19 protein-coding genes are annotated in these 20,341 nt (G+C 66.9%); 10 read left to right on the forward strand and 9 right to left on the reverse strand.

Going from position 1 to position 20,341, the window contains the following annotated elements; translation table 11 throughout:
- Positions 1-191: 191 nt before the first annotated feature.
- On the reverse strand, positions 192-575 hold the full coding sequence (locus FJ311_08900; GenBank protein ID MBM3951557.1) for an endonuclease domain-containing protein: 384 nt from the start codon (positions 573-575) through the stop codon (positions 192-194).
- Positions 576-634: 59 nt separating this feature from the next.
- Positions 635-844: a hypothetical protein gene (locus FJ311_08905; GenBank protein MBM3951558.1), complete on the reverse strand. Its 210-nt coding sequence runs from the start codon at positions 842-844 to the stop codon at positions 635-637.
- A gap of 50 nt (positions 845-894) precedes the next feature.
- On the opposite strand from FJ311_08905, the gene carB reads away from it, so the two are divergent.
- The 3 genes from carB (at position 895) to FJ311_08920 (ending at position 5,900) form a co-directional block, all read left to right on the forward strand.
- Positions 895-4,167: a carbamoyl-phosphate synthase large subunit gene (gene carB / locus FJ311_08910; GenBank protein MBM3951559.1), complete on the forward strand. Its 3,273-nt coding sequence runs from the start codon at positions 895-897 to the stop codon at positions 4,165-4,167.
- Between the two features lie 104 nt (positions 4,168-4,271).
- Positions 4,272-4,745, forward strand: a complete 474-nt coding sequence (gene greA / locus FJ311_08915) for a transcription elongation factor GreA (protein ID MBM3951560.1) — start codon at positions 4,272-4,274, stop codon at positions 4,743-4,745.
- Positions 4,746-4,880: 135 nt separating this feature from the next.
- Complete coding sequence (locus FJ311_08920) at positions 4,881-5,900, forward strand: ornithine cyclodeaminase family protein (protein MBM3951561.1); 1,020 nt, start codon at positions 4,881-4,883, stop codon at positions 5,898-5,900.
- Positions 5,901-5,909: 9 nt separating this feature from the next.
- Here FJ311_08920 and FJ311_08925 read toward each other — a convergent pair whose 3' ends face one another.
- Complete coding sequence (locus FJ311_08925) at positions 5,910-6,395, reverse strand: Lrp/AsnC family transcriptional regulator (GenBank protein MBM3951562.1); 486 nt, start codon at positions 6,393-6,395, stop codon at positions 5,910-5,912.
- A gap of 192 nt (positions 6,396-6,587) precedes the next feature.
- Here FJ311_08925 and trxB point away from each other — a divergent pair, with 192 nt between their 5' ends.
- The 3 genes from trxB to FJ311_08940 all read left to right on the forward strand — a co-directional run bounded on the left by trxB (position 6,588) and on the right by FJ311_08940 (position 10,139).
- Positions 6,588-7,556 carry a thioredoxin-disulfide reductase gene (gene trxB / locus FJ311_08930; protein MBM3951563.1) on the forward strand — a complete coding sequence of 323 codons (969 nt, stop codon included), beginning with the start codon at positions 6,588-6,590 and terminating at the stop codon, positions 7,554-7,556.
- A gap of 63 nt (positions 7,557-7,619) precedes the next feature.
- A complete protein-coding gene (locus FJ311_08935; protein ID MBM3951564.1) occupies positions 7,620-8,537 on the forward strand; it encodes a LysR family transcriptional regulator in 918 nt (305 codons plus the stop codon).
- A gap of 471 nt (positions 8,538-9,008) precedes the next feature.
- A complete protein-coding gene (locus FJ311_08940) occupies positions 9,009-10,139 on the forward strand; it encodes an MBL fold metallo-hydrolase (GenBank protein MBM3951565.1) in 1,131 nt (376 codons plus the stop codon).
- A 56-nt stretch (positions 10,140-10,195) separates the two neighbouring features.
- On the opposite strand, the gene FJ311_08945 is transcribed toward FJ311_08940, so the two are convergent.
- Positions 10,196-12,226: an elongation factor G gene (locus FJ311_08945; protein MBM3951566.1), complete on the reverse strand. Its 2,031-nt coding sequence runs from the start codon at positions 12,224-12,226 to the stop codon at positions 10,196-10,198.
- 147 nt (positions 12,227-12,373) lie between these two features.
- Complete coding sequence (locus FJ311_08950) at positions 12,374-13,576, reverse strand: pyridoxal phosphate-dependent aminotransferase (protein ID MBM3951567.1); 1,203 nt, start codon at positions 13,574-13,576, stop codon at positions 12,374-12,376.
- Positions 13,577-13,708: 132 nt separating this feature from the next.
- Here FJ311_08950 and FJ311_08955 point away from each other — a divergent pair, with 132 nt between their 5' ends.
- Both FJ311_08955 and uvrB read left to right on the forward strand, forming a co-directional pair.
- Entirely contained in the window at positions 13,709-14,428 is a 720-nt protein-coding gene (locus tag FJ311_08955) for a hypothetical protein (GenBank protein MBM3951568.1), read from the forward strand.
- A gap of 15 nt (positions 14,429-14,443) precedes the next feature.
- Entirely contained in the window at positions 14,444-16,627 is a 2,184-nt protein-coding gene (uvrB, locus tag FJ311_08960; protein ID MBM3951569.1) for an excinuclease ABC subunit UvrB, read from the forward strand.
- Positions 16,628-16,674: 47 nt separating this feature from the next.
- Here the strand turns inward: uvrB and FJ311_08965 are convergent, their stop codons facing one another.
- Positions 16,675-17,313, reverse strand: a complete 639-nt coding sequence (locus FJ311_08965) for a terminase small subunit (GenBank protein MBM3951570.1) — start codon at positions 17,311-17,313, stop codon at positions 16,675-16,677.
- A 96-nt stretch (positions 17,314-17,409) separates the two neighbouring features.
- Between FJ311_08965 and FJ311_08970 the strand changes: the two genes are divergently transcribed.
- Entirely contained in the window at positions 17,410-17,910 is a 501-nt protein-coding gene (locus FJ311_08970) for a nucleoside deaminase (protein MBM3951571.1), read from the forward strand.
- A 27-nt stretch (positions 17,911-17,937) separates the two neighbouring features.
- Entirely contained in the window at positions 17,938-18,588 is a 651-nt protein-coding gene (locus FJ311_08975; protein ID MBM3951572.1) for an ankyrin repeat domain-containing protein, read from the forward strand.
- Between the two features lie 344 nt (positions 18,589-18,932).
- On the opposite strand, the gene FJ311_08980 is transcribed toward FJ311_08975, so the two are convergent.
- The 3 genes from FJ311_08980 to sixA form a co-directional block, all read right to left on the reverse strand.
- Positions 18,933-19,325 carry a type II toxin-antitoxin system VapC family toxin gene (locus FJ311_08980; protein MBM3951573.1) on the reverse strand — a complete coding sequence of 131 codons (393 nt, stop codon included), beginning with the start codon at positions 19,323-19,325 and terminating at the stop codon, positions 18,933-18,935.
- Positions 19,322-19,561 carry a type II toxin-antitoxin system Phd/YefM family antitoxin gene (locus tag FJ311_08985; GenBank protein ID MBM3951574.1) on the reverse strand — a complete coding sequence of 80 codons (240 nt, stop codon included), beginning with the start codon at positions 19,559-19,561 and terminating at the stop codon, positions 19,322-19,324. The genes FJ311_08980 and FJ311_08985 overlap by 4 nt, the downstream gene beginning before the upstream one ends.
- A 169-nt stretch (positions 19,562-19,730) precedes the next feature.
- Positions 19,731-20,261, reverse strand: coding sequence for a phosphohistidine phosphatase SixA (gene sixA / locus FJ311_08990; GenBank protein ID MBM3951575.1), 531 nt, complete (start codon positions 20,259-20,261; stop codon positions 19,731-19,733).
- Between the last annotated feature and the right edge of the window lie 80 nt (positions 20,262-20,341).

Raw genomic sequence — 20,341 nt, forward strand, 5'->3', positions numbered from 1 at the left:
ATCGCCGACAGGTTAGCGATGATCGCGAGTAAAATTCCGGATGCCGTGGTGGGCGTGTTGGCCAAGAAGGCAATAGACGCGCTTGAAGCATTTATTAAAGGGTTGTTCTCATGACGGCACTAGAAATACGCGACATACCCCCCACCCGCTCACTTGCGCTCGCGGCCTCCCCCACAAGGGGGGAGGCAAACTTATCGTTTCCTCTTTTCCCCCTCCCCCCTTGCGGGGGAGGGTTGGGGAGGGGGGTATTTAGAGAGCGCGGAACGGACCGCTTGAATGACTCCATCGGTGTTGCCGAGCACGTCGTTGTTCCAGAAACGCAGCACCCGATAGCCCTGGGCCTCCAGCCATGCCGTGCGAACGTTGTCGGCGGCGCGTTCGGCGTGCTGGCCGCCGTCCGCCTCGACGATAAGTCGCGCTTCGAGGCAGACGAAATCCGCGACGTAAGGACCGAGCGGAACTTGGCGGCGGAAACGGAAACCGGCGAGTTGCTTGCGGCGCAAGCGCGACCACAGGCGGGTTTCGGCGTCGGTCGGATTTTTTCTCAGGCGTTGGGCGAGGGAGATCGTCACGATATAACTCTATCTCGCGACACCCCCCACCCCAGCCCTCCCCCGCAAGGGGGGAGGGAGTTTTATGGCAACCCCGCTCTAACCTTGCCCGCCTCGATCTCCGCCAACACCTCGCCGGCCCAGCGGGAAAGCCGGTCCTTGGTCGCGGCGAACTTTTTCGCCCAGCGCTGTTCGTCGGCGATCTCTTCGAGAATAATCGCGCCGACGGTGTCCTGTTCCTCGGGCGGGAGCTTGCGCGCTTCCGCGATGGCCTTGTCGAGCAGTTTGGTCATGACCCGCAGGATACACGAGAAACCGTCACTTTTCGAGCCGGTTTTAGCCCATGCCTAAGCGCACGGACATCAAATCGATCCTCATCGTCGGCGCCGGGCCGATCGTCATCGGCCAGGCGTGCGAGTTCGACTATTCCGGCGCGCAGGCGTGCAAGGCGCTGCGCGAGGAGGGCTACCGCGTCGTTCTGGTCAATTCCAATCCCGCCACCATCATGACCGACCCCGGCATGGCGGACGCCACCTACATCGAACCGATCGTGCCGGAAATCGTCGAGCGCATCATCGAACGCGAAAGGCCCGACGCGCTGCTGCCGACCATGGGCGGGCAGACCGCGCTCAACTGCGCCATGGATCTGCACCGCTCCGGCGCGCTCGCGCGCCACAACATCGAGATGATCGGCGCGCGCGCCGACGCCATCGCCAAGGCCGAGGACCGCCAGCTCTTCCGCGACGCCATGACCAAGATCGGCCTCGCCACGCCGAAAAGCCGCCTGGTGACGACCATGCCCGAGGCGCGCGAGGCCCTCGAACTGGTCGGGCTTCCCGCCATCATCCGGCCTTCCTTCACACTCGGCGGCATCGGCGGCGGCATCGCCTACAACCGCTCCGAATTCGAAACCATCGTCGCCGGCGGGCTCGCCGCCTCGCCGGTCCACTCGGTCCTGGTCGAGGAATCGGTCCTCGGTTGGAAGGAATTCGAGATGGAGGTGGTGCGCGACAAGAACGACAACTGCATCATCGTCTGCTCGATCGAGAACGTCGATCCGATGGGCATCCACACCGGCGATTCGATCACGGTCGCGCCCGCGCTCACCCTCACCGACAAGGAATACCAGATCATGCGCGACGCCTCGATCGCGGTGCTGCGCGAGGTGGGCGTCGAGACCGGCGGCTCCAACGTCCAATTCGCGGTCGATCCCGCCACCGGCCGGCTGGTGGTGATCGAGATGAACCCGCGCGTCTCGCGCTCCTCGGCGCTGGCGTCCAAGGCGACCGGCTTTCCCATCGCCAAGGTCGCGGCCCGGCTCGCGGTCGGCTACACCTTGGACGAGCTCAAGAACGACATCACCGGCATCACGCCCGCGAGCTTCGAGCCGACCATCGACTACGTGGTGGTGAAGATCCCGCGCTTCACCTTCGAGAAGTTCCCCGGCGCCGAGCCGCTGCTCACCACCTCGATGAAATCGGTGGGCGAAGCCATGGCCATCGGCCGCACCTTCGCCGAAGCCCTGCAAAAGGGCCTGCGCTCCATGGAAACCGGGCTCGCCGGGCTTGATGCGCCCGATGTCATCCCGCCGCTAGGCGGGCAACTCGCGGGATCACCCGACGCCGACGCCATGATCGGGCTGCTGTCGCAGCACCGGCCCGACCGGCTGCTGCTGATCGCGGAAGCGTTCCGCATGGGGCTCGCGATCGAAAAAATCGCCGCCGCCTGCCGCTACGGCAAATGGTTCCTGGAGCAGATCCAGGGCATCGTCGCCGCCGAGGCCGAAATCAAGGCCAAGGGTCTGCCCGCCGAGCGCGCCGGCTGGACGCGGCTCAAGGGCATGGGCTTTTCCGACGAACGGATCGCGCATCTCGCCGGCGTCGCCGAGGCCGACGCGACGGCGGCGCGCCGGAAGCTCGACGTGCGGCCGGTCTACAAGCGGGTCGACACCTGCGCCGCCGAATTTCCCGCGCGCACGTCTTATATGTACTCCACCTACGAGGGCGACGGGGCGAACCCGCCCGAATCCGAGGCCGACCCGAGCGAGCGGCGCAAAGTCGCCATCCTGGGCGGCGGGCCCAACCGCATCGGCCAGGGAATCGAGTTCGACTACTGCTGCTGCCATGCCGCCTTTGCGCTCCGCGAGGCGGGCATCGAGGCGATCATGGTCAACTGCAACCCGGAAACGGTCTCGACCGACTACGATACCTCCGACCGGCTTTATTTCGAACCGCTCACGCCGGAAGACACCATCGAATTGTTGAAGGTCGAACAGTCGAAGGGCGAGCTTCTCGGCGTCATCGTCCAGTTCGGCGGGCAGACGCCCTTGAAGCTCGCCGCCGCGGTCGAAGCCGCCGGCATTCCCATCCTCGGCACCTCGCCCGACGCCATCGACCTCGCCGAGGACCGCGAGCGGTTCCAGAAACTGCTCAAGAAGCTCGATCTGCGCCAGCCCGCCAACCGCACCGCGCGCTCGGCGGCGGAAGCGGAGAAAGTCGCCGGCGAAATCGGCTATCCGGTGGTGATCCGGCCTTCCTACGTGCTCGGCGGCCGCGCCATGGAAATCGTCCACGACGTCGAGCAGCTTCGCCGCTACGTCAAGCAGGCGGTCAAGGTTTCCGGCAAGAGCCCGGTGCTGATCGATTCCTATCTTCAGGACGCGATCGAGGTCGACGTCGACGCGCTCGCCGACGGCACCGACGTCTACGTCGCCGGCATCATGCAGCACGTCGAGGAAGCCGGCATCCATTCCGGCGATTCGGCCTGCTCGCTGCCGCCGCACTCGCTGCCCGCCGAACAGATCGCCGAACTCGCCCGCCAGACCGAGCTGCTCGCGCGCGGGCTCGGCGTGGTCGGCCTGATGAACGTGCAGTTCGCGATCAAGGACGGAACCATTTACATCCTCGAGGTCAACCCGCGCGCCAGCCGCACGGTGCCGTTCGTCGCCAAGGCGACCGGCGTGCCGATCGCCAAGATCGCGGCGCGCGTCATGGCCGGGGAAAAGCTCGCGGCCTTCGGCCTCAAGGGCACCCACCGGCCGCTCGGCCACATCGCGGTCAAGGAAGCGGTGTTCCCCTTCGCCCGCTTCCCCGGCGTCGACGTGATCCTCGGCCCGGAAATGAAATCGACCGGCGAGGTGATGGGCGTCGATTCCGATTTCGCGCTCGCCTTCGCCAAGTCGCAGCTCGGCGCCGGCACGCGCTTGCCCAGCGCGGGCACCGTGTTCATTTCGGTCAAGGACCGGGACAAGACGCGGATTGCGCCGCTCGCGCGCCGCCTCGCCGGGCTCGGATTCAAGCTGATCGCGACCTCGGGCACCAGCCGCACGCTCGCCGCCGAAGGAATCGAGGTCAAGCCGGTCAACAAGGTCGCCGAGGGGCGGCCCCATTGCGTCGACGCGATCCGCGACGGCGACGTGCATCTGGTCATCAACACCACCGAGGGCGCGCAGGCGGTTTCCGACAGCTTATCGATCCGGCGCGAGGCGCTGCTCAACAACGTGCCCCATTACACCACGCTCGCCGGCGCCGAGGCCGCCGTCGTCGCGATCGAGGGCATGAGAGGCCGCGCGTTCGACGTCAACGCGCTGCAGAACTACATCGCGCGGCCGACATAACCCCCGGAACGGGACCGCGCGACGCGAAAAAGGGGCTGGCGGGCGCGCGCGACCGGCGATACCTTGAACCCGTTCCACGCCGGGGGATGCGAAACAGGGGCCCGATGGAAAAGATTCCGATGACGCCCGAAGGGCTGGCGCGGCTCGAGGACGAGTTGCGCAAGCTCAAGAACGACGAACGCCCGGCGGTGATCCGGGCGATCGCCGAGGCGCGCGAGCACGGCGATCTTTCCGAGAACGCCGAATACCACGCCGCGCGCGAACGCCAGGGGTTCATCGAAGGCCGCGTCGCCGAACTGGAAGACATCATTTCGCGCGCCGAGGTGATCGACGCCTCGAAATTGTCGGGCGACGTGGTCCGGTTCGGCGCGAACGTGATGCTCGCCGATCTCGACACCGACGAGGAATCCAATTATCGCATCGTCGGCAGCCACGAAGCGGACATCGGCAAGGGGCGCATTTCGGTGACTTCGCCGCTCGGCCGCGCGCTCATCGGCAAGACTTTGGGCGATACGGTCGAGGTCGCGACCCCGCGCGGCTCCAAAGCCTACGAAGTGGTCAAGGTCAGCTACAAGTAATCCCCCGGCTTGCCGGGCGCGCCGCCCGAATGCTAATTTGGCCGGGCCGGGCCGACCACGGCCGCCCGGTTTCGTCCAGGCGGATCTCCGTCCAAGCGCTGTGTTCCCATCCGTACCGCACGGAGGAGGAACCGCATGGACCCGCGATCCGATACCGAAATTCCCAAAGCCACTCTCGTCCTGACCGCCGCCGATGTCTGGCGTCTGCTCGATCTGCCCTCGTGCATGACGGCGGTCGAACAAGCCTTCGTCGCCCACGCCGAATCCCGTGCGTTCGGCCCCGCGATCCTCGGCGTCCACGTTTCGGGCGGCGGCTTTCACGTCAAGGCGGCGGGCGTGAGCGGACCGCAATCCCGGTTCGCCGCCAAGCTCAACGCCAATTTCCCGGGCAACGCGGCGCGCTTCGGCCTGCCGACCATCCAGGGCGTGGTGGTGCTGAGCGACGCGGAAAACGGTTTTCCGCTCGCGGTCATGGATTCGGGATCGATCACCGTCTTGCGCACGGCGGCGGCGACCGGCGTGGCGGCAAAAAGACTTGCCCGCGAGGACGCCCGCGTCGCCACCGTCTGCGGGCTCGGCGCGCAAAGCCGCGCCCAATTGCGCGCCCTCGCCCTCGTGCGCCCGCTCGAAAAAATCTTCGCCGTCGATGTCGATTCCGCGCGCGCGCGAACGTTCGCGGCCGACATGAGCCGGGACCTCGGCGTTCCGGTCGAAATCGCGACCGATCTCGCCCGGGCCGCGCGGGCGAGCGACCTGATCGTCACCTGCACGCCCGCCAAGCGCTGGTTCCTCGATCGCGCCATGGTGCGGCCGGGCGCGTTCGTCGCCGCGGTCGGGGCCGATTCGGAGGAGAAGCAGGAAATCGCCCCCGATCTGATGGCCTCCGCCAAGGTGGTGTGCGACGTGCGCGCGCAATGCGCCGAGATCGGCGATCTCCATCACGCCGTCGCCGCCGGCGCGATGACGGTGGACGACGCGCACGCCGAACTCGCCGACGTGCTGACGGGGCGCCGACCCGGGCGGGAAAGCGCGGACGAGATCACGCTGTTCGATTCGACCGGCACCGCGTTGCAGGACGTGGCCGCCGCCGCCCTGGTCCACGCGCGCGCGCTCGCCGAGGGCGCCGGCACGCGCGTGCGCCTCGGCGATGCGTGAGGGCGATGCTTATTCGCCCTCGACCGCGATCGGCACGCCCGGCTCGTGCTTGCTGGCGCGGATCGACAGCGCGGACTTGACGTGGGTGACGTTGGCGGCCGGGGTCAGCTTGGTGGTGAGGAAGCGTTGGTAATCCTCCCAGTCGCGGGCGACGATCTTGAGCAGAAAATCGGTCTCGCCCGCGAGCATGTGGCACTCGCGCACTTCGGGCCAGCTCCGCACCGTGCGCTCGAACGCGTCCAGGTCGTGCTCGGCCTGGGACGACAGGCCGACCTGGGCGAACACGGTCACCTGGTAGCCGAGCGCCTTGGCGTCGACCTCGGCGTGGTAGCCCCGGATCAGGCCGGAGTCCTCCAGCGCGCGCACGCGCCGAAGACACGGCGGCGCGGAAATGCCGGCGCGTTTGGCGAGCTCGACGTTGGTCATGCGCCCGTCCGACTGCAGGTCGGCGAGAATCCGGCGGTCCACCCGATCGAGCTTCACTTTCTGGGGCATGGGGCCGGAAGTTACCGCGAGCCCCGGGATGGCGCAATAAAATTACAAAACGGCCGGATTTTTCCGGTTCAAACGACCAAAGCCATGCGCGGCTTGCATGGCGCGGCGGGACCATTACCTTGTCGGGAAGGAAGAAAGCCGTCCGTCCCCGTCTCCTTCCCCCGTCTTGTTCCGTCCACGATCGGAGTCGCTATGCCCGCCACCCATCACGCGCCGGTTCTCATTCTCGGTTCGGGCCCCGCCGGGCTCACCGCCGCGATCTACGCCGCCCGCGCCGCGTGGCGTCCGCTGCTGGTCGCCGGGCCGCAGCCGGGCGGGCAGATGACCATCACCACCGACGTCGAAAACTATCCCGGCTTCGCCGAGACGGTCCAGGGCCCGTGGCTGATGGAACAGATGCAAAAGCAGGCGGAGCACGTCGGCACCCGCTTCGTCCAGGACCAGGTCGTCAAGGTCGATCTCGCGCGCCGGCCGTTCGTCGCCGAAGGCGATTCCGGCGACCGCTACACCGGCGACGCCCTGATCGTGGCGACCGGCGCGTCGGCCCGCTGGCTCGGCATTCCGGGCGAGGAGGCGTTGCGCGGCTTCGGCGTTTCCGCCTGCGCCACCTGCGACGGGTTCTTTTTCCGCGGCAAGCAGGTGGCGGTGGTCGGCGGCGGCAACACGGCGGTGGAGGAAGCGCTGTTTCTCGCCAACCACGCCCAGCGCGTGACCCTGATCCACCGGCGCGATTCGCTGCGCGCCGAAAAAATCATGCAGAAACGCCTGTTCGACCATCCGAAGATTTCGGTCGTCTGGGATACGGTGGTGGACGAGGCGGTGGGCGCGGGCGCGCCGGTCGCCTTGGCGTCGCTCAAGCTTCGCAACGTCAAGACCGGCGCGGTGTCGTCGTTCCCGGTCGACGGCCTGTTCGTCGCCATCGGCCACACGCCGAACACCGAAATCTTCAAGGGCCAGCTCGACATGGACGGCGAGGGCTATCTCGTCACCCGCCCCGGCAGCACGGCGACCAACGTCGCGGGCGTGTTCGCCGCCGGCGACGTGCAGGACCGCCATTTCCGCCAGGCGGTGACCGCCGCCGGAACCGGCTGCATGAGCGCGATCGAGGCCGGACATTTTCTCGCGACCGTCGCGGCGGCGGCGGCGGAAGCGGCGCAATGATCGCGATAACCTGAGACAAGGACCATGCCGATGACGCCGCTCACGCTGCGCGAAACCTCGCGGATGGATTGGGATAAGCTGCGCGTCTTTCACGCCGTGGCCGAAGCCGGCAGCTTCACCCATGCCGGCGAAAAGCTGAGCCTCAGCCAATCGGCGGTCAGCCGCCAGATCGGCGCGCTCGAAGGCGCGCTCAACGTGACGCTCTTCCACCGCCACGCCCGCGGGCTGATCCTGACCGAGCAGGGCGAAATCCTCTATCGCGCGGCGCACGAAATCTTCGCCAAGCTCGCCATGACCGAGGCGATGATCGCCGAAGCGCGCGAAAAACCCGAGGGCCCGCTCAAGGTCACCACCACCGTCGCGTTCGGCTCGATCTGGCTCACGCCCCGCATCCGCGAATTCCTGTCGCTCTATCCCGACGTGGACGTGTCGTTGATCCTGGCCGACAGCGAGCTCGATCTGTCCATGCGCGAGGCCGACGTCGCCATTCGCCTCACCAAGCCGCGCCAGCCCGACCTGATCCAGCGCCACGTGCTGACGATGCGCTACGGGATTTTCGCGACGCCCGAATATCTCAAGGAGCACGGCATGCCGAAGACGCCGCGCGACCTCGACGACCATCGCATCATCGTCTACGGCGAGGACGCGACGCCGCCGGTCGCCAACCTGAACTGGCTGTTGGATGTCGGGGCGCAGCCGGGCCGGCCCCGGCGCGCGGTATTGCGGGTCAACAGCGCCTTCGGCATTTTCCGCGCGGTGCAAAGCGGCCTCGGCATCGGCACGCTGCCCGAATACATGAGCCACGAATCGACCAACCTGGTCGAAATCCTGCCCGAGGCCAAAGGCCCGACGGCCGAGATGTATTTCGTCTACCCGGAGGAACTGAAGGCCTCCAAGCGCGTCATCGTATTCCGCGATTGGGTGCTTTCCAGGCTGCGGGCGGCGAAATCCCCCTCGGCCTATATCCTGGCGGCGAGCTGATATTTTCCTTGGCAGCCGCCTCAGCATGAGCGGCCCCGATACTTTTATTATCTATTTATATCAAATAGATAGGATACAATCGGCAAAAAAGCATGACGATCCACTAATGTTCCATCCTAGACATTCATTAAACGCATAACTGCATTGAAATATTAGCGCTGCTTTATCCCTGAAAATACTCATACATTCACAATGTGTGATGTTGCGGCGCAAACGTAGTCGCGTCCGACATCCCCCGAGTTTCCCGCGCCCCCGAGGATTTTAAAGGGCACGGGTACGTGTTCCGGGTGCAATGCCCGGAAGAAGGGACCGGTTTCCGGCCCCTTGCGTCTCCCAGACGTGAAGCCTCCCTGTTTAACTCGCCGGGTCCTTCGGGACCCGGTTTTTTTTTGGCCGAGTATCCGAGTATGCTTTCGGTCGCGGGCCGGAGAGGGGAGATACCGGCGCGCTTTCCATAGGGAGGAAAATTCCATGACCAACGAAATCGACCGGCGCGGGTTCCTGCAAGGGACGGCCGCGACGGTGGGCGTTGCCTTCGCGGGCACGGTCCTGCACGACTCCCGCGCCCATGCGCAGGCGGCCCGGATCGCGGTTCCGACGGTGGACCGGCTTTCGATCCGGGTGGTCTCGGACAGCAGCCACGACATCTTCATCAGCGGCGAATCGCCCAAGGACGTGAAGGTCGAGCGGGTGCGCGGCCTGCCGCCGCCGCGGGCGAAACGGACGTTGCACAACGATTGGGGCCTGTCGCTGCTGCTCGAATCGACCAAGGACGGGGACCAGCGGACCCATATGCTCGACTTCGGCGGCTCGCCCGAGGTGCTCAACCACAACGTCGACATGCTCGACCTCGACCCGTCCAAGATCGGCGGCTTGATCGTCAGCCACGGCCATTACGATCATTTCGGCGGCCTGGTCGGATTTTTGCAGAAGCACCGCGCCAGGATGCCCGCCGATCTGACGCTCTACACCGGCGGCGAGGACAACTTCTGCATGCGGCACACGCGCACGCCGAAGCCCGGCGTCTTCAACGAATGGGGCGCGCTCGACCGGCGCGAGGTGGCGGCGCAGAAGGTGAAGCTCGCGCTCGCCGAGAATCCGGCCGTGATCGGCGGCCATGTTTTCACCACCGGCGCGATTCCCCGGCGCAGCGTCGAAAAGGTCCTGCCCAACACCATGGTCGAACTGGCGGTGCGCGCCGACGGCCTCGGCTGCAACGCCAGCCACTTCGCGCCGGCGGAATTGCAGGGCAAGATCGTCGCCGACGAGCACTATCACGAGCATGCGACCTGCTTCAACGTGAAGAACCGGGGCCTGGTCGTGATCTCGTCGTGCGGCCACGCCGGCGTCGTCAACAGCATCCTGCGCGCCCGGGAAGTGTCGGGAATCGACAAGGTGCACGCGCTGGTCGGCGGGTTCCACCTCGCCCCGGCGCCGAAACCCTATCTCGACCAGGTGATGGCGGAACTGAAAAAGCTCGACGTCGACTACATGATCCCGATGCATTGCAGCGGGACGAACTTCATCAACGCCGTCGCGGCGCAAATGCCGGAAAAACTGATTCTGTCCTCGACCGGCAGCCGGTTCACGTTCGGCGCCTGACCCGCGCCGGCGATACCATCGAACGGCCCGTTCCGGGAAACCGGAGCGGGCCGTTTCTATTGCGCCGCCGCCGCGTGCTGGCGCTCGGCGATGACCTGGTCGGCGAGCTTGCCGGTCAACTCCTGCAGGTGATCGAAGCGCCAGGCGAAGGTGCCGACCCCGAGGGTCGCCGAGCGCAACTCGACGATCAAGTCGTGCATCTCGGCCTGGGGCAGCAGCACCTGCACCTGGTCCCAGCCCTTCCAGTCGGCCTTGGCGTCGAAGCCGAGAATCTGGCCGCGCCGCCCCGAGACCAGGCGCTGCGCCTTGGAGGTGAATTCGCTCGGGATCGCGATCTCCACGTGGCAGATGGGTTCCAGCAGCACCGGCTGGCACGCGGGCAGGCCCTCGCGCATGGCGAGCGCGCCCGCCTTCTTGAACGCCATGTCGGAGCTGTCGACGCTGTGGTACTGGCCGTCGGTCAGTTCGACCGCGAGATCGACCACCGGAAAGCCGAGCGGCCCGCGCGCCAGCGCCTCGCGCACGCCGGCTTCGACCGCCGGAATGTAGTTCTTCGGAATCGCGCCGCCGACGATGGAATTGGTGAAGGTGAATCCCGAGCCGCGCGGCAGCGGCTTGATTTCCACGTGCACGTCGCCGAATTCGCCGTGGCCGCCCGATTGCTTCTTCTGGCGGGCGTGTTGCGCAATGCCCTTGCGGATGGTTTCCTTGTAGGGCACCTGCGGCTTTTTCGCCTTGATCGCGAGGTTGAAGCGCTGCTTCAGGCGCTCGAGCGCGATCTGCAAATGGATTTCGCCGAGGCCCCAAAGCAGGAATTCGCCGGTATCGACATTGGGGCCGAAGGAAAGCGACGGATCCTCCTCGATCAGCTTGGTGAGCGCGCCGGAAAGCTTGACGTCGTCCTCGCGCTTTTCCGCGTGGATGGCGAGCGCGAACAGGGGCGCCAGTTTCTCCGGCCACTTGGGAATCGCCTTGAGCCCGGCCGCGGTCAGCGCGTGTCCGGTCGCCGGGCCCTCGGTGCGGGCCAACGCGACCACCTCGCCGGTTCCGGCCTTGGCGGTCTTCTCCTGCTTGCCGCCGGCGAGGCGGAGAAGCCCGCCGACCCGCACGCCGCCCATGGTCGCGCCTTCCGCGATCTCGCCGGAAAGCACGCGCGCGATCGACAACTTGCCGGTATGGCCCGCGTACAGGGTCTTGAACACCGCCGCCGCCGCGCCGTTGCCGGCATCAAGGCCGAGCCGCTTGGCCGCCGCGCCCGCGTCGGGCGTTTCGTGGCGGAGCGCTTTCAACAGCCGCCGCACCCCGTGGTCGCGCTCGGCCGAGCCGAAGAACACCGGCACCACCTTCGATTCGGCCATGTCCTTGGCCAGCGTCGCATAGATGGCCGCGGGCGGCGGCACCGTGTCCTCCAAAAGCTGTTCGAGCAGCTTGTCGTCGAAATCGGCGAGCGCCTCCAGCATCTCGGTCCGCGCCTTGGCCTCGCGCGGCTTTTCCTTGTCCGGGATCTGGATCAGTTCGGACACCTTGCCCGGCGTCCAGCGGAACGCGCGTTCGCTCACCAGATCGACGTGGCCGACCACCTTGTCGCCCTCGCGGATCGGGATTTCGCGCATCACCAGCGGGTGGCGCGACAGCCCCTGCAGGGCGTCGAGGGTTTCCTTCACGCTGCCCGAGGCGGTGTCCATCTTGTTGACGAACAGAAGATGCGGGATGTCCTTGTCGTCGAGAAATTTCAGGAGCGGCGCCAGGGTCATGGCGCGGCCGACGTCGGATTCGCACACCACCACCGCCACGTCGGCGACCATCAGGGCGTTTTCGGATTCCTGCAGCAGCTCGATCGAGCCGGGGCAGTCGAGGAAGCTCCACCTCTCGCCCAGGTATTCGGCCGAGGCGACGTTGACCTCGGTGCCGGAGCCGCGCGCGCGCGATTCCGGCGATGCGTCGCCGACCGTGGTGCCCTCCTTGCGCGAGCCCTTGCGCGGGATCGCGCCGCAATGGAACAGCAGGCTTTCGAGCAGCGCGGTCTTGCCGCTGAGGTAAGGGCCGACCAGGGCCGCGACCCTGGGGCCGGACGGTGGCTTAGGCATGGTCCCTCCCGGCGTTGTGGGCGGGTCCGTCCCGAAAGGCAGGGCACGGCCCGCGCTTTGGTTGGAGGAAAAGGTTAGCCCGCCCGGCGGCGGATTCAAGCAAAAACGGGCGCGCCCGGAATCCCGCGCTTGATCGCGGTCAATGCGTCACGTCAGCGTCGCGCAGAAACGCTGGATGCGCCGGCAGGCGTCTTCCAGCAGTTCGGTCGCGGTCGCGTAGGAAATGCGAAAGTGCGGGCTGAGCCCGAACGCCTCGCCCTGGACCACGGCGACGCCCTCGGCCTCCAGCAGCGCGGTCGCGAAATCGCCGTCGTTGCCGATGGTTTGGCCCCTGGGCGTCTTCTTGCCGATGACGCCGGCGCAACTGGGATAGACGTAGAACGCGCCCTCGGGCCTCGGGCAGGAAATGCCCTTCGCCTGGTTGAGCATGGACACCACCAGGTCGCGGCGGCTTTTGAACACCTCGTTCTGGCGGGCGATGAAGTCGATCGGCCCGTTGAGCGCGGCGACGCTCGCCGCCTGGCTGATGGAACTCGGGTTCGAGGTGCTGTGCGATTGCACCGCGTTCATCGCCTTGATCAGTTCCGCCGGCCCGCCGCCGTAGCCGATGCGCCAGCCGGTCATGCAATAGGCCTTGGAGACGCCGTTCATGGTGAGCGTGCGCGCATAGAGCTTCGGCTCGACCTCGGCGATGGTCGCGAACTTGAAATCGTCGTAGACGAGATGCTCGTACATGTCGTCGGTCAGGATCCAGACCTGCGGATGCCGGAGCAAAACATCGGCGAGCGCCCTGAGATCGGCGGCGCGGTAGCCGGCGCCGGTCGGATTGGATGGCGAATTCAGGATCAGCCACTTGGTCCGTGGCGTGATCGCCTTTTCCAAATCGGCGGGCTTCAGGCGAAATCCGTTGGCGGCCGGGCAGGGGATGAACACCGGCTTGCCGTCGGCGAGCAGGACCATGTCCGGATACGACACCCAATAGGGCGCCGGGATGATGACCTCGTCGCCCGCGTCCAGCGTCGCCATGAACGCGTTGTAGAGCACCTGCTTGCCGCCGGTGCCGACGGTGATCTGCTCGGGCGTGTAGTCGAGCCCGTTCTCGCGCTTGAACTTGGCCGAAATCGCCTTGCGCAGTTCGACCGTGCCCTGGACGTCGGTGTATTTGGTCTCGCCGCGGTCGATGGCCGCCTTGGCCGCCCTCTTGATGTGGTCGGGGGTGTCGAAGTCGGGCTCGCCCGCGCCGAGGCCGATGACGTCGCGGCCTTCCGCCTTCAGCGCGCGCGCCTTCTGGCTGACGGCGATGGTCGGCGACGGCTTGATGCGGGCGAGGCGCTGGGCGATGAAGGGCATGGGCGTAATCCGATGCGGGAGAGCGGGGGTGGAATTCGGCGAGGCGGACAGTAAAATCCCGGGCGGCTTCCCGCAACCGCTAATCCGGACTTTTTCCGCCGGCCGGCGGACGCCACGGCCAGGACGCCATCGATGCTTGCCAGGCTCAAATCGGCGATCAAAGGCGCGCTCGCCTACCGGCCGTTGGCCGAAACGGCGGAGCCGCGCGAACACATCGTGCGGACGGCGCGCCCCGGCTATCCCTTTTGCCCGCCCGACGAAGGGGACTTTCTTCACGCCCTGATCGTCGGGCACGGGTGCAAGGCGTGCCTGGAAACCGGCTTCGGCACCGGCAGCACGGCGCTCTACATGCTGCACGCGACGCGCGCGACCCACGGGCGCGTGACCTCGATCGACTGGAGCGCGGACGAATTCAATCGGCTCGGGCGCGAGCTTCTCGCCGCGTCGCCCGACGCCGCCCGGCACCGCCTGATCGAGGAGCCGTCCGAACTGGTGCTGCCGCGCCTCGCCCTCGCCGGGGAGGCGTTCGATTTCGTGTTCGTCGACGGCTGGAAATCCTTCGATCAGCTCGCGTTCGAGGCGTTCCTGCTCAACCGCATGTTGCCGGTCGGCGGGATCGTCTGTTACGACGACGCGGTCAACGCGTCGGTGCGCGCCATGATCCGGCTGCTGAAGGCGTATTACGGCTACGTCGAGGTGCCGAGGCGCGCATCCGGCGGCGAGGGACGCCGGCGCCTGTTCGAAATCCTGACGCGACGGACTTGGCATCGGCCCTACCGGGCGCTGCGCAAGGCCGTCGCCACCGAGGCGCAGGCGCCGCGCCGCGACGGTTATTTTTATTGCCCAATCTGAAAACCCTTTGCATCCATGACCGCGCCAAACTTCGTCAATCCCGAGATTTTCACGCCCCCCAAGCGCGCGCCGCTCGCCGACGGGCGCAAATTCAAGCTCGTTTCCGACTACGCCCCGGCCGGCGACCAGCCGCAGGCGATCGAAAAACTGATCGCGGGCGCCAAGGCGGGCGAGCGCGAGCAGGTGCTGCTCGGCGTCACCGGCTCGGGCAAGACCTTCACGGTCGCGCACATGATCCAGAACCTGCAGCGCCCGACCCTGGTGCTGGCGCCCAACAAGACGCTCGCCGCGCAGCTCTACGCCGAGATGAAGGGGTTCTTTCCCGAAAACGCGGTCGAGTATTTCGTGAGTTACTACGACTACTACCAGCCCGAGGCCTACGTCCCGCGCACCGACACCTACATCGAGAAGGACGCTTCGATCAACGAGCAGATCGACCGCATGCGCCACGCCGCCACCCGCGCGCTGCTGGAACGGAGCGACACGGTCATCGTCGCCTCGGTCTCCTGCATCTACGGCATCGGCGCGGTCGAGACCTATTCGGAAATGATCCTGACGCTGGAGGCCGGCGGGCGGATCGAGCGCAACGCGCTCCAGAAACGCCTGGTCGAGCTGCAGTACCGGCGGAACGACCACGATTTCGCCCGCGGCACCTTCCGCGTCCGCGGCGACGTGGTGGAAATCTTCCCTTCGCACCTGGAAGACCGCGCCTGGCGCCTGTCGCTGTTCGGCGACGAGATCGAGGGCTTGTGGGAAATCGACCCGCTCACCGGCGAAAAAGCGGCGACGCTGGCCGCCGTCACCGTCTTTCCCAACAGCCACTACGTGACGCCGCGCCCGACCATTCTGCAGGCGATCCCCAAGATCAAGGCGGAGTTGAAGGAGCGCATCGCCCATTTCCTGGGGCAAGGCCGCCACCTGGAGGCGGAGCGCATCGAGCAGCGCACCATGCTCGACCTCGAAATGCTGGAAACCACCGGCCATTGCAGCGGGATCGAGAACTATTCGCGCTACTTGACCGGACGCAACCCGGGCGAGCCGCCGCCGACGCTGTTCGAATACCTGCCCGAAAACGCGCTCTTGGTGGTGGACGAAAGCCACGTCACCGTGCCGCAGCTGGGCGGCATGTATCGCGGCGACTACAACCGGAAATCGACGCTCGCCGAATACGGCTTTCGCTTGCCGTCCTGCGTCGACAACCGGCCCTTGAAGTTCGAGGAATGGGAGGCGATGCGCCCGGCGACCGTGTTCGTGTCGGCGACGCCCGGCCCGTGGGAGCTGGAAAAGACCGGCGGCGCGGTGATCGAGCAGGTGGTGCGCCCGACCGGGCTGATCGATCCGCTCTGCGTCGTCCGCCCGGCCGGCGGCCAGGTGGACGACCTGATGAAGGAGATCAAGGCGACGGCGGCCCGGGGCTTCCGTTCGCTGGTGACCGTGCTGACCAAGCGCATGGCCGAGGACCTGACCGAGTATCTCCACGAACACGGCGTGCGGGTGCGCTACATGCACTCCGACATCGAGACGCTGGAGCGGATCGAGATCATGCGCGATCTCCGGCTCGGCGCGTTCGACGTGCTGGTCGGCATCAACCTGCTGCGCGAGGGGCTCGACATCCCCGAATGCGCCCTGGTCGCCATCCTCGACGCGGACAAGGAAGGGTTCCTCCGGTCCAAGACCAGCCTGATCCAGACCATCGGCCGGGCCGCGCGCAACATCGAAGGGCGCGTGCTGCTGTATGCCGACGTCCTGACCGAATCCCTCAAGTTCGCGATCGGCGAGACCGAGCGGCGCCGGCAGAAGCAGCAGGCCTACAACGCCCTCCACGGCATCACCCCCGCGAGCGTGAAGAAGGGCATCGCCGACGCGCTCGCCTCCGTCTACGAGCAGGATTACGTCACCGTCGATACCGGCGTTTCCGGCGACGCGCATCTGGTCGGCCACAATCTCCGCGCCCATCTCGACGCCTTGGACAAGCGCATGAAGGACGCCGCCGCCAATCTGGAATTCGAGGAAGCGGCGCGCCTTCGCGACGAAATCCGCCGGCTGGAGGCGTTCGAATTGGGCCTCGACAAGCCGGGCGTCGCGCCGAGTGCGGCGAGCGAAGCGGGAGCGCGCGCAGGGATTCGTCCGCGCGACACGGGGATTCGCCCGGGCCGGAGCAAGCTTGCGCCGGGACAACACCGGGGTAAACGGCCCTAAGCCCTTGATCGGGCGGGAAACCGCTCGATTCGTGTAGGCATTTGTAGTCATGGCGCGCCGCCCTCGCCCGAATCCGGGGATTTCGGCGCCGGGGGATCGGGGAGATCGATGTCCATGCCGTAGATGTCCGGGTCGTCGGCCTCGGGGCGGCGGGGGAAGGGGGCCGGGCCGTGTTCCGCGAGCCAGGCCTTGCACACCTCGACCGCCGAGGGCAGGGGCGGCTCGGGGCGGCGTTCGGGCGAGCGCAGGTACATCGCCGAACAGCTGTGATCGACGCCGATCATCCGGGCCATGAGCAGGAGAATGCGCGCGGCGGAGCCGTAGACGCCGTCGCGCTCGGCGAGGCGGTAGAGGTTTTCGAGCCGCCCCAGGATCAGGCCGGCGTCGATCTTGTCGGCGAGCGCCGTTCGCAGGGTGTCGAGCCGCGCGCGGACGCGCGCGTCCTTGAGCAGCCGGTGGCCCTGGAACCGCGCCGCCCGTTCCGAATACCCCGCGCCCCGCGCCGCCTCGGCGGCGTTGCCGGTGGCGACGTACAATTCGCAGAAGCGCTCCTGCCGCGGGTTCAGTTCGGGTGCGCCGCCGGCCCCGGCCACGGGCGTTTTCCGGCGGCGGCGGCGAATCGGGAAGGTGGGCGGATCGGGCGGCGGGGGAAAGGGCCAGGAATCGGCCCAGGCGTCGGATGACATGGCGGAAGGCTCCTTGACAATGGACCTAATAATAGGTATATTTACATAATTAGGACAAATTGTCAACTTCGCCGAAACCCGTAATTATGAGGGCTCATGACCAAACCGGTACCGCCTGGCGAACCGCCGAAAACCCTGTCGCGCCGCTTCTGGCTGCGCACGACGGCGCTGCTTGGGTTGGCGCTGACGCTTTCCTTACGCGGCCGTCCGGCGGCCGCCGGCGCCGACGCCCCGTTCGCCCAGCCTGACGCGGCCGGACCCACGGCATTCCTCGATCGCGCCTTCGCCATGCGCCGCCAGGCGGAGGCCGCCGGCGATCAGGCCTACGGCGCGGTCGTGGCGCGCGACGGGCGGATCGTCGGTCAGGCGCCGAGCGCGGTGGTGACGCGCGGCGACCCGACCGCGCACGCGGAGATGGAGGCGATCCGCGACGCCGCGCGGCGGCTCGGCCGGCGCGATCTTTCCGGCTGCACGCTCTATTCCAGCTCGCGCCCGTGCCCGATGTGCGAGGCAGCGGCGTATTGGGCCGGCATCGAGCGAATGGTTCATGGTACGGCGGCGACCGACGCCGGCCCGCCGCGACTCGGGCGCTGCTGAGCCGTGGCGACGGTACGCCTTGCCCTAATGGTTTTTCTCCTGGTCCTCGGCGCCGGACCGGGATCGGCGGCGGCGCAAACCGACACGGATCGCGCGTTGATCGCCGCGGCGGCACGCGGCGACGCGCCGGAGGTGAGCCGCCTGATCGCCGGCGGCGCCGGCGTTGTGGCGCGCGACGAAACGGGCCGCACCGCGCTGCTCGCGGCGACCCAGGGCAATCATGTCGCGGCGGCGAAAGTGCTGATCGCCGCTGGCGCCGATGTCAACGCCAAGGACCGCATCGACGACAGCCCCTATCTGCTCGCCGGCGCCCGGGGATATCTCGATATCCTCCGCCTCACGCTCGCCAACGGCGCCGACCTCGCCAGCGTCAACCGTTTCGGCGGCACGGCCTTGATCCCGGCGGCGCATTACGGTCACGTCGAAGTCGTGCGCGAATTGCTCACCACGCCGATCACCGTCGATCATGTCAATCGCCTCGGCTGGACGGCGCTGCTGGAAGCGATCATCCTCGGCGATGGCGGGCCGGCGCACACCGAGATCGTCCGCCTACTGATCGCCGCCGGCGCCGACGTCAATCTTGCCGACCGCGAGGGCGTCACGCCGCTCGCGTATGCCGAACGCCGCGGCCAGGCCGCGATCGCCGCGCGGCTCCGGGCCGCCGGCGCGCGCCCGTGACGGCGACGGGTGGACCCAATGCCCGGACCGTGCGCGTGTTCGACGCGCTGCGCCGGAGCGAAGCGACCTATCGGCGAGGGGGCGACGACGTTCGCCAGAAAGGCACGTCAGTGGAAGATGGCGGCGTGAGGGCGATTTCTTAAGAAGCGCGGCTTTGCGCCAAAATCCAAAAGTTGAAGCTGTTTAGTTTTGGATAGAACTAGTGGCCCCCTCATACGCGGATAAGGACCACCAGCATTTTCTGCCAATGACTACAACCTAATCTGTACAGTTCTGCTAATCCCCCAACAATCGCTGCGCGACGAGCCGGAGAAGCTGCCAGCGTATGCCCACATCGGGTTTTTTCACCACACCCGCTCGACGCCGTAGGCGTCGAGCACGCGGTCCTTGCTGACGAGCGTCATGTCCTCGGCCAGCGCCTGGGCGACCAGCAGGCGGTCGAACGGGTCCTTGTGCGCGGGGTGATCGCGCAAATCGTGGACCCGCAACGCGTGCTCCAAGGTGAGTGGAAGCAATGAAAACCCATACCACGCGATTTCGCCCCGGATGAATTTCGGGACGTCGTCCGGAACGGCGAGCCGGCTCAGCTTTTTCTTGACGACGATTTCCCACGCGCAGACGACGCTTGCGAAGACTTCGTTATGGCGGTCGCCGATGGCGCGGCGGGCGTTCTCGCCGAGAAGGTTCTGTTCGGCGACCCACCACAGGAACGCGTGGGTATCGAGCAACAGCCTCACTCGCGGCCCTCGAAGGCGCGCAGGAATTCCTCGGGCAGGGGATCGTCGAAATTATCGTAGATTTTGACTAGGCCCTTGGCATGACCCGGCTCGCGGCGCTTGGGCGCGGCCTCGAACGGCACGATCTTGGCCACGGGCTTCCCCGCCTTGGCGAGCACGATTTCCTCGCCCTTGCGCGCGCGCGCGATCAGCTTGGAGAGATGGGTCTTGGCGTCGTGGATGTTGACGGTTTTCATGGCACGGCCGCAGGCGTTCGTTTTGTCATTCCCGCGAAAGCGGGAATCCAAATTTTCCCGTAAACCTGGACCCCCGCTTGCGCGGGGGTGACGTTCCCGGCCGATGGTGGACTAAGCGGTTAGCTAAGTCAACGAAAGCGGGGAAACCGCCCGGAAAACCGGCCGAACACTAACCCCCCAACAGCCCCGGCGACACCAGCCACAGGAGACGCCAGCGCACGCCCTTGGCGGTCGCCTCGCTTTCCAGGCACGCGACCGCGGCGGTGGCGAAGTCGGCGAAATCGCCCGCGCCGACTTCCTTGCCCTTGGCGCCGACCAGGGCGGCGAGCGCGCCCGCCATGAACGGCATGTGGCCGACCACCAGCACGTCGTTGCCGGTCGAATTGGCGGGGCCGTTGGCGACCCTCGCCGCCTCCGTCCAATTCTTTGCCGAGGCGACCAGGCGTTCGGGCGAGTCCTCGGGCCCGAGCCCCTCGCTTTCCTCCAGCACCGCGCCGGGCGCCAGCACGCGCGCGAGGATCGCCGCCGTTTCGCCCGCGCGCAGTTTCGGACTGTGGATCACGCGCCGCGGATGCACGCCGCCGCGCGCGAGGAACGAGGCCATGCGCTCGACCTCGGCGCGGCCCTTGGCGCTCAACGGTCGGCGCGGGTTTTCCATCGCCTCCACCGCGTCGCCGTGCCGGGCGAGATAAACGCGCATGATTATTTCGGCCTGATATCGGTTGTCGCGGACGTCCCGTTCACCCCCACCCCAGCCCTCCCCCATCGAGGGGGAGGGGG

This window comes from Rhodospirillales bacterium (genome assembly GCA_016872535.1).
Classification (GTDB): domain Bacteria; phylum Pseudomonadota; class Alphaproteobacteria; order Rhodospirillales; family 2-12-FULL-67-15; genus 2-12-FULL-67-15.

What these genes read in the sequence shown, in the direction of transcription:
- FJ311_08905 (MBM3951558.1), bottom strand. Translation starts at nt 844, where the DNA reads ATGACCAAACTGCTCGACAAGGCCATCGCGGAAGCGCGCAAGCTCCCG.
- carB (MBM3951559.1), top strand. Translation starts at nt 895, where the DNA reads ATGCCTAAGCGCACGGACATCAAATCGATCCTCATCGTCGGCGCCGGG.
- greA (MBM3951560.1), top strand. Translation starts at nt 4,272, where the DNA reads ATGGAAAAGATTCCGATGACGCCCGAAGGGCTGGCGCGGCTCGAGGAC.
- FJ311_08920 (MBM3951561.1), top strand. Translation starts at nt 4,881, where the DNA reads ATGGACCCGCGATCCGATACCGAAATTCCCAAAGCCACTCTCGTCCTG.
- FJ311_08925 (MBM3951562.1), bottom strand. Translation starts at nt 6,395, where the DNA reads ATGCCCCAGAAAGTGAAGCTCGATCGGGTGGACCGCCGGATTCTCGCC.
- trxB (MBM3951563.1), top strand. Translation starts at nt 6,588, where the DNA reads ATGCCCGCCACCCATCACGCGCCGGTTCTCATTCTCGGTTCGGGCCCC.
- FJ311_08935 (MBM3951564.1), top strand. Translation starts at nt 7,620, where the DNA reads ATGGATTGGGATAAGCTGCGCGTCTTTCACGCCGTGGCCGAAGCCGGC.
- FJ311_08940 (MBM3951565.1), top strand. Translation starts at nt 9,009, where the DNA reads ATGACCAACGAAATCGACCGGCGCGGGTTCCTGCAAGGGACGGCCGCG.
- FJ311_08945 (MBM3951566.1), bottom strand. Translation starts at nt 12,226, where the DNA reads ATGCCTAAGCCACCGTCCGGCCCCAGGGTCGCGGCCCTGGTCGGCCCT.
- FJ311_08950 (MBM3951567.1), bottom strand. Translation starts at nt 13,576, where the DNA reads ATGCCCTTCATCGCCCAGCGCCTCGCCCGCATCAAGCCGTCGCCGACC.
- FJ311_08955 (MBM3951568.1), top strand. Translation starts at nt 13,709, where the DNA reads ATGCTTGCCAGGCTCAAATCGGCGATCAAAGGCGCGCTCGCCTACCGG.
- uvrB (MBM3951569.1), top strand. Translation starts at nt 14,444, where the DNA reads ATGACCGCGCCAAACTTCGTCAATCCCGAGATTTTCACGCCCCCCAAG.
- FJ311_08965 (MBM3951570.1), bottom strand. Translation starts at nt 17,313, where the DNA reads ATGTCATCCGACGCCTGGGCCGATTCCTGGCCCTTTCCCCCGCCGCCC.
- FJ311_08970 (MBM3951571.1), top strand. Translation starts at nt 17,410, where the DNA reads ATGACCAAACCGGTACCGCCTGGCGAACCGCCGAAAACCCTGTCGCGC.
- FJ311_08975 (MBM3951572.1), top strand. Translation starts at nt 17,938, where the DNA reads ATGGTTTTTCTCCTGGTCCTCGGCGCCGGACCGGGATCGGCGGCGGCG.
- FJ311_08985 (MBM3951574.1), bottom strand. Translation starts at nt 19,561, where the DNA reads ATGAAAACCGTCAACATCCACGACGCCAAGACCCATCTCTCCAAGCTG.
- sixA (MBM3951575.1), bottom strand. Translation starts at nt 20,261, where the DNA reads ATGCGCGTTTATCTCGCCCGGCACGGCGACGCGGTGGAGGCGATGGAA.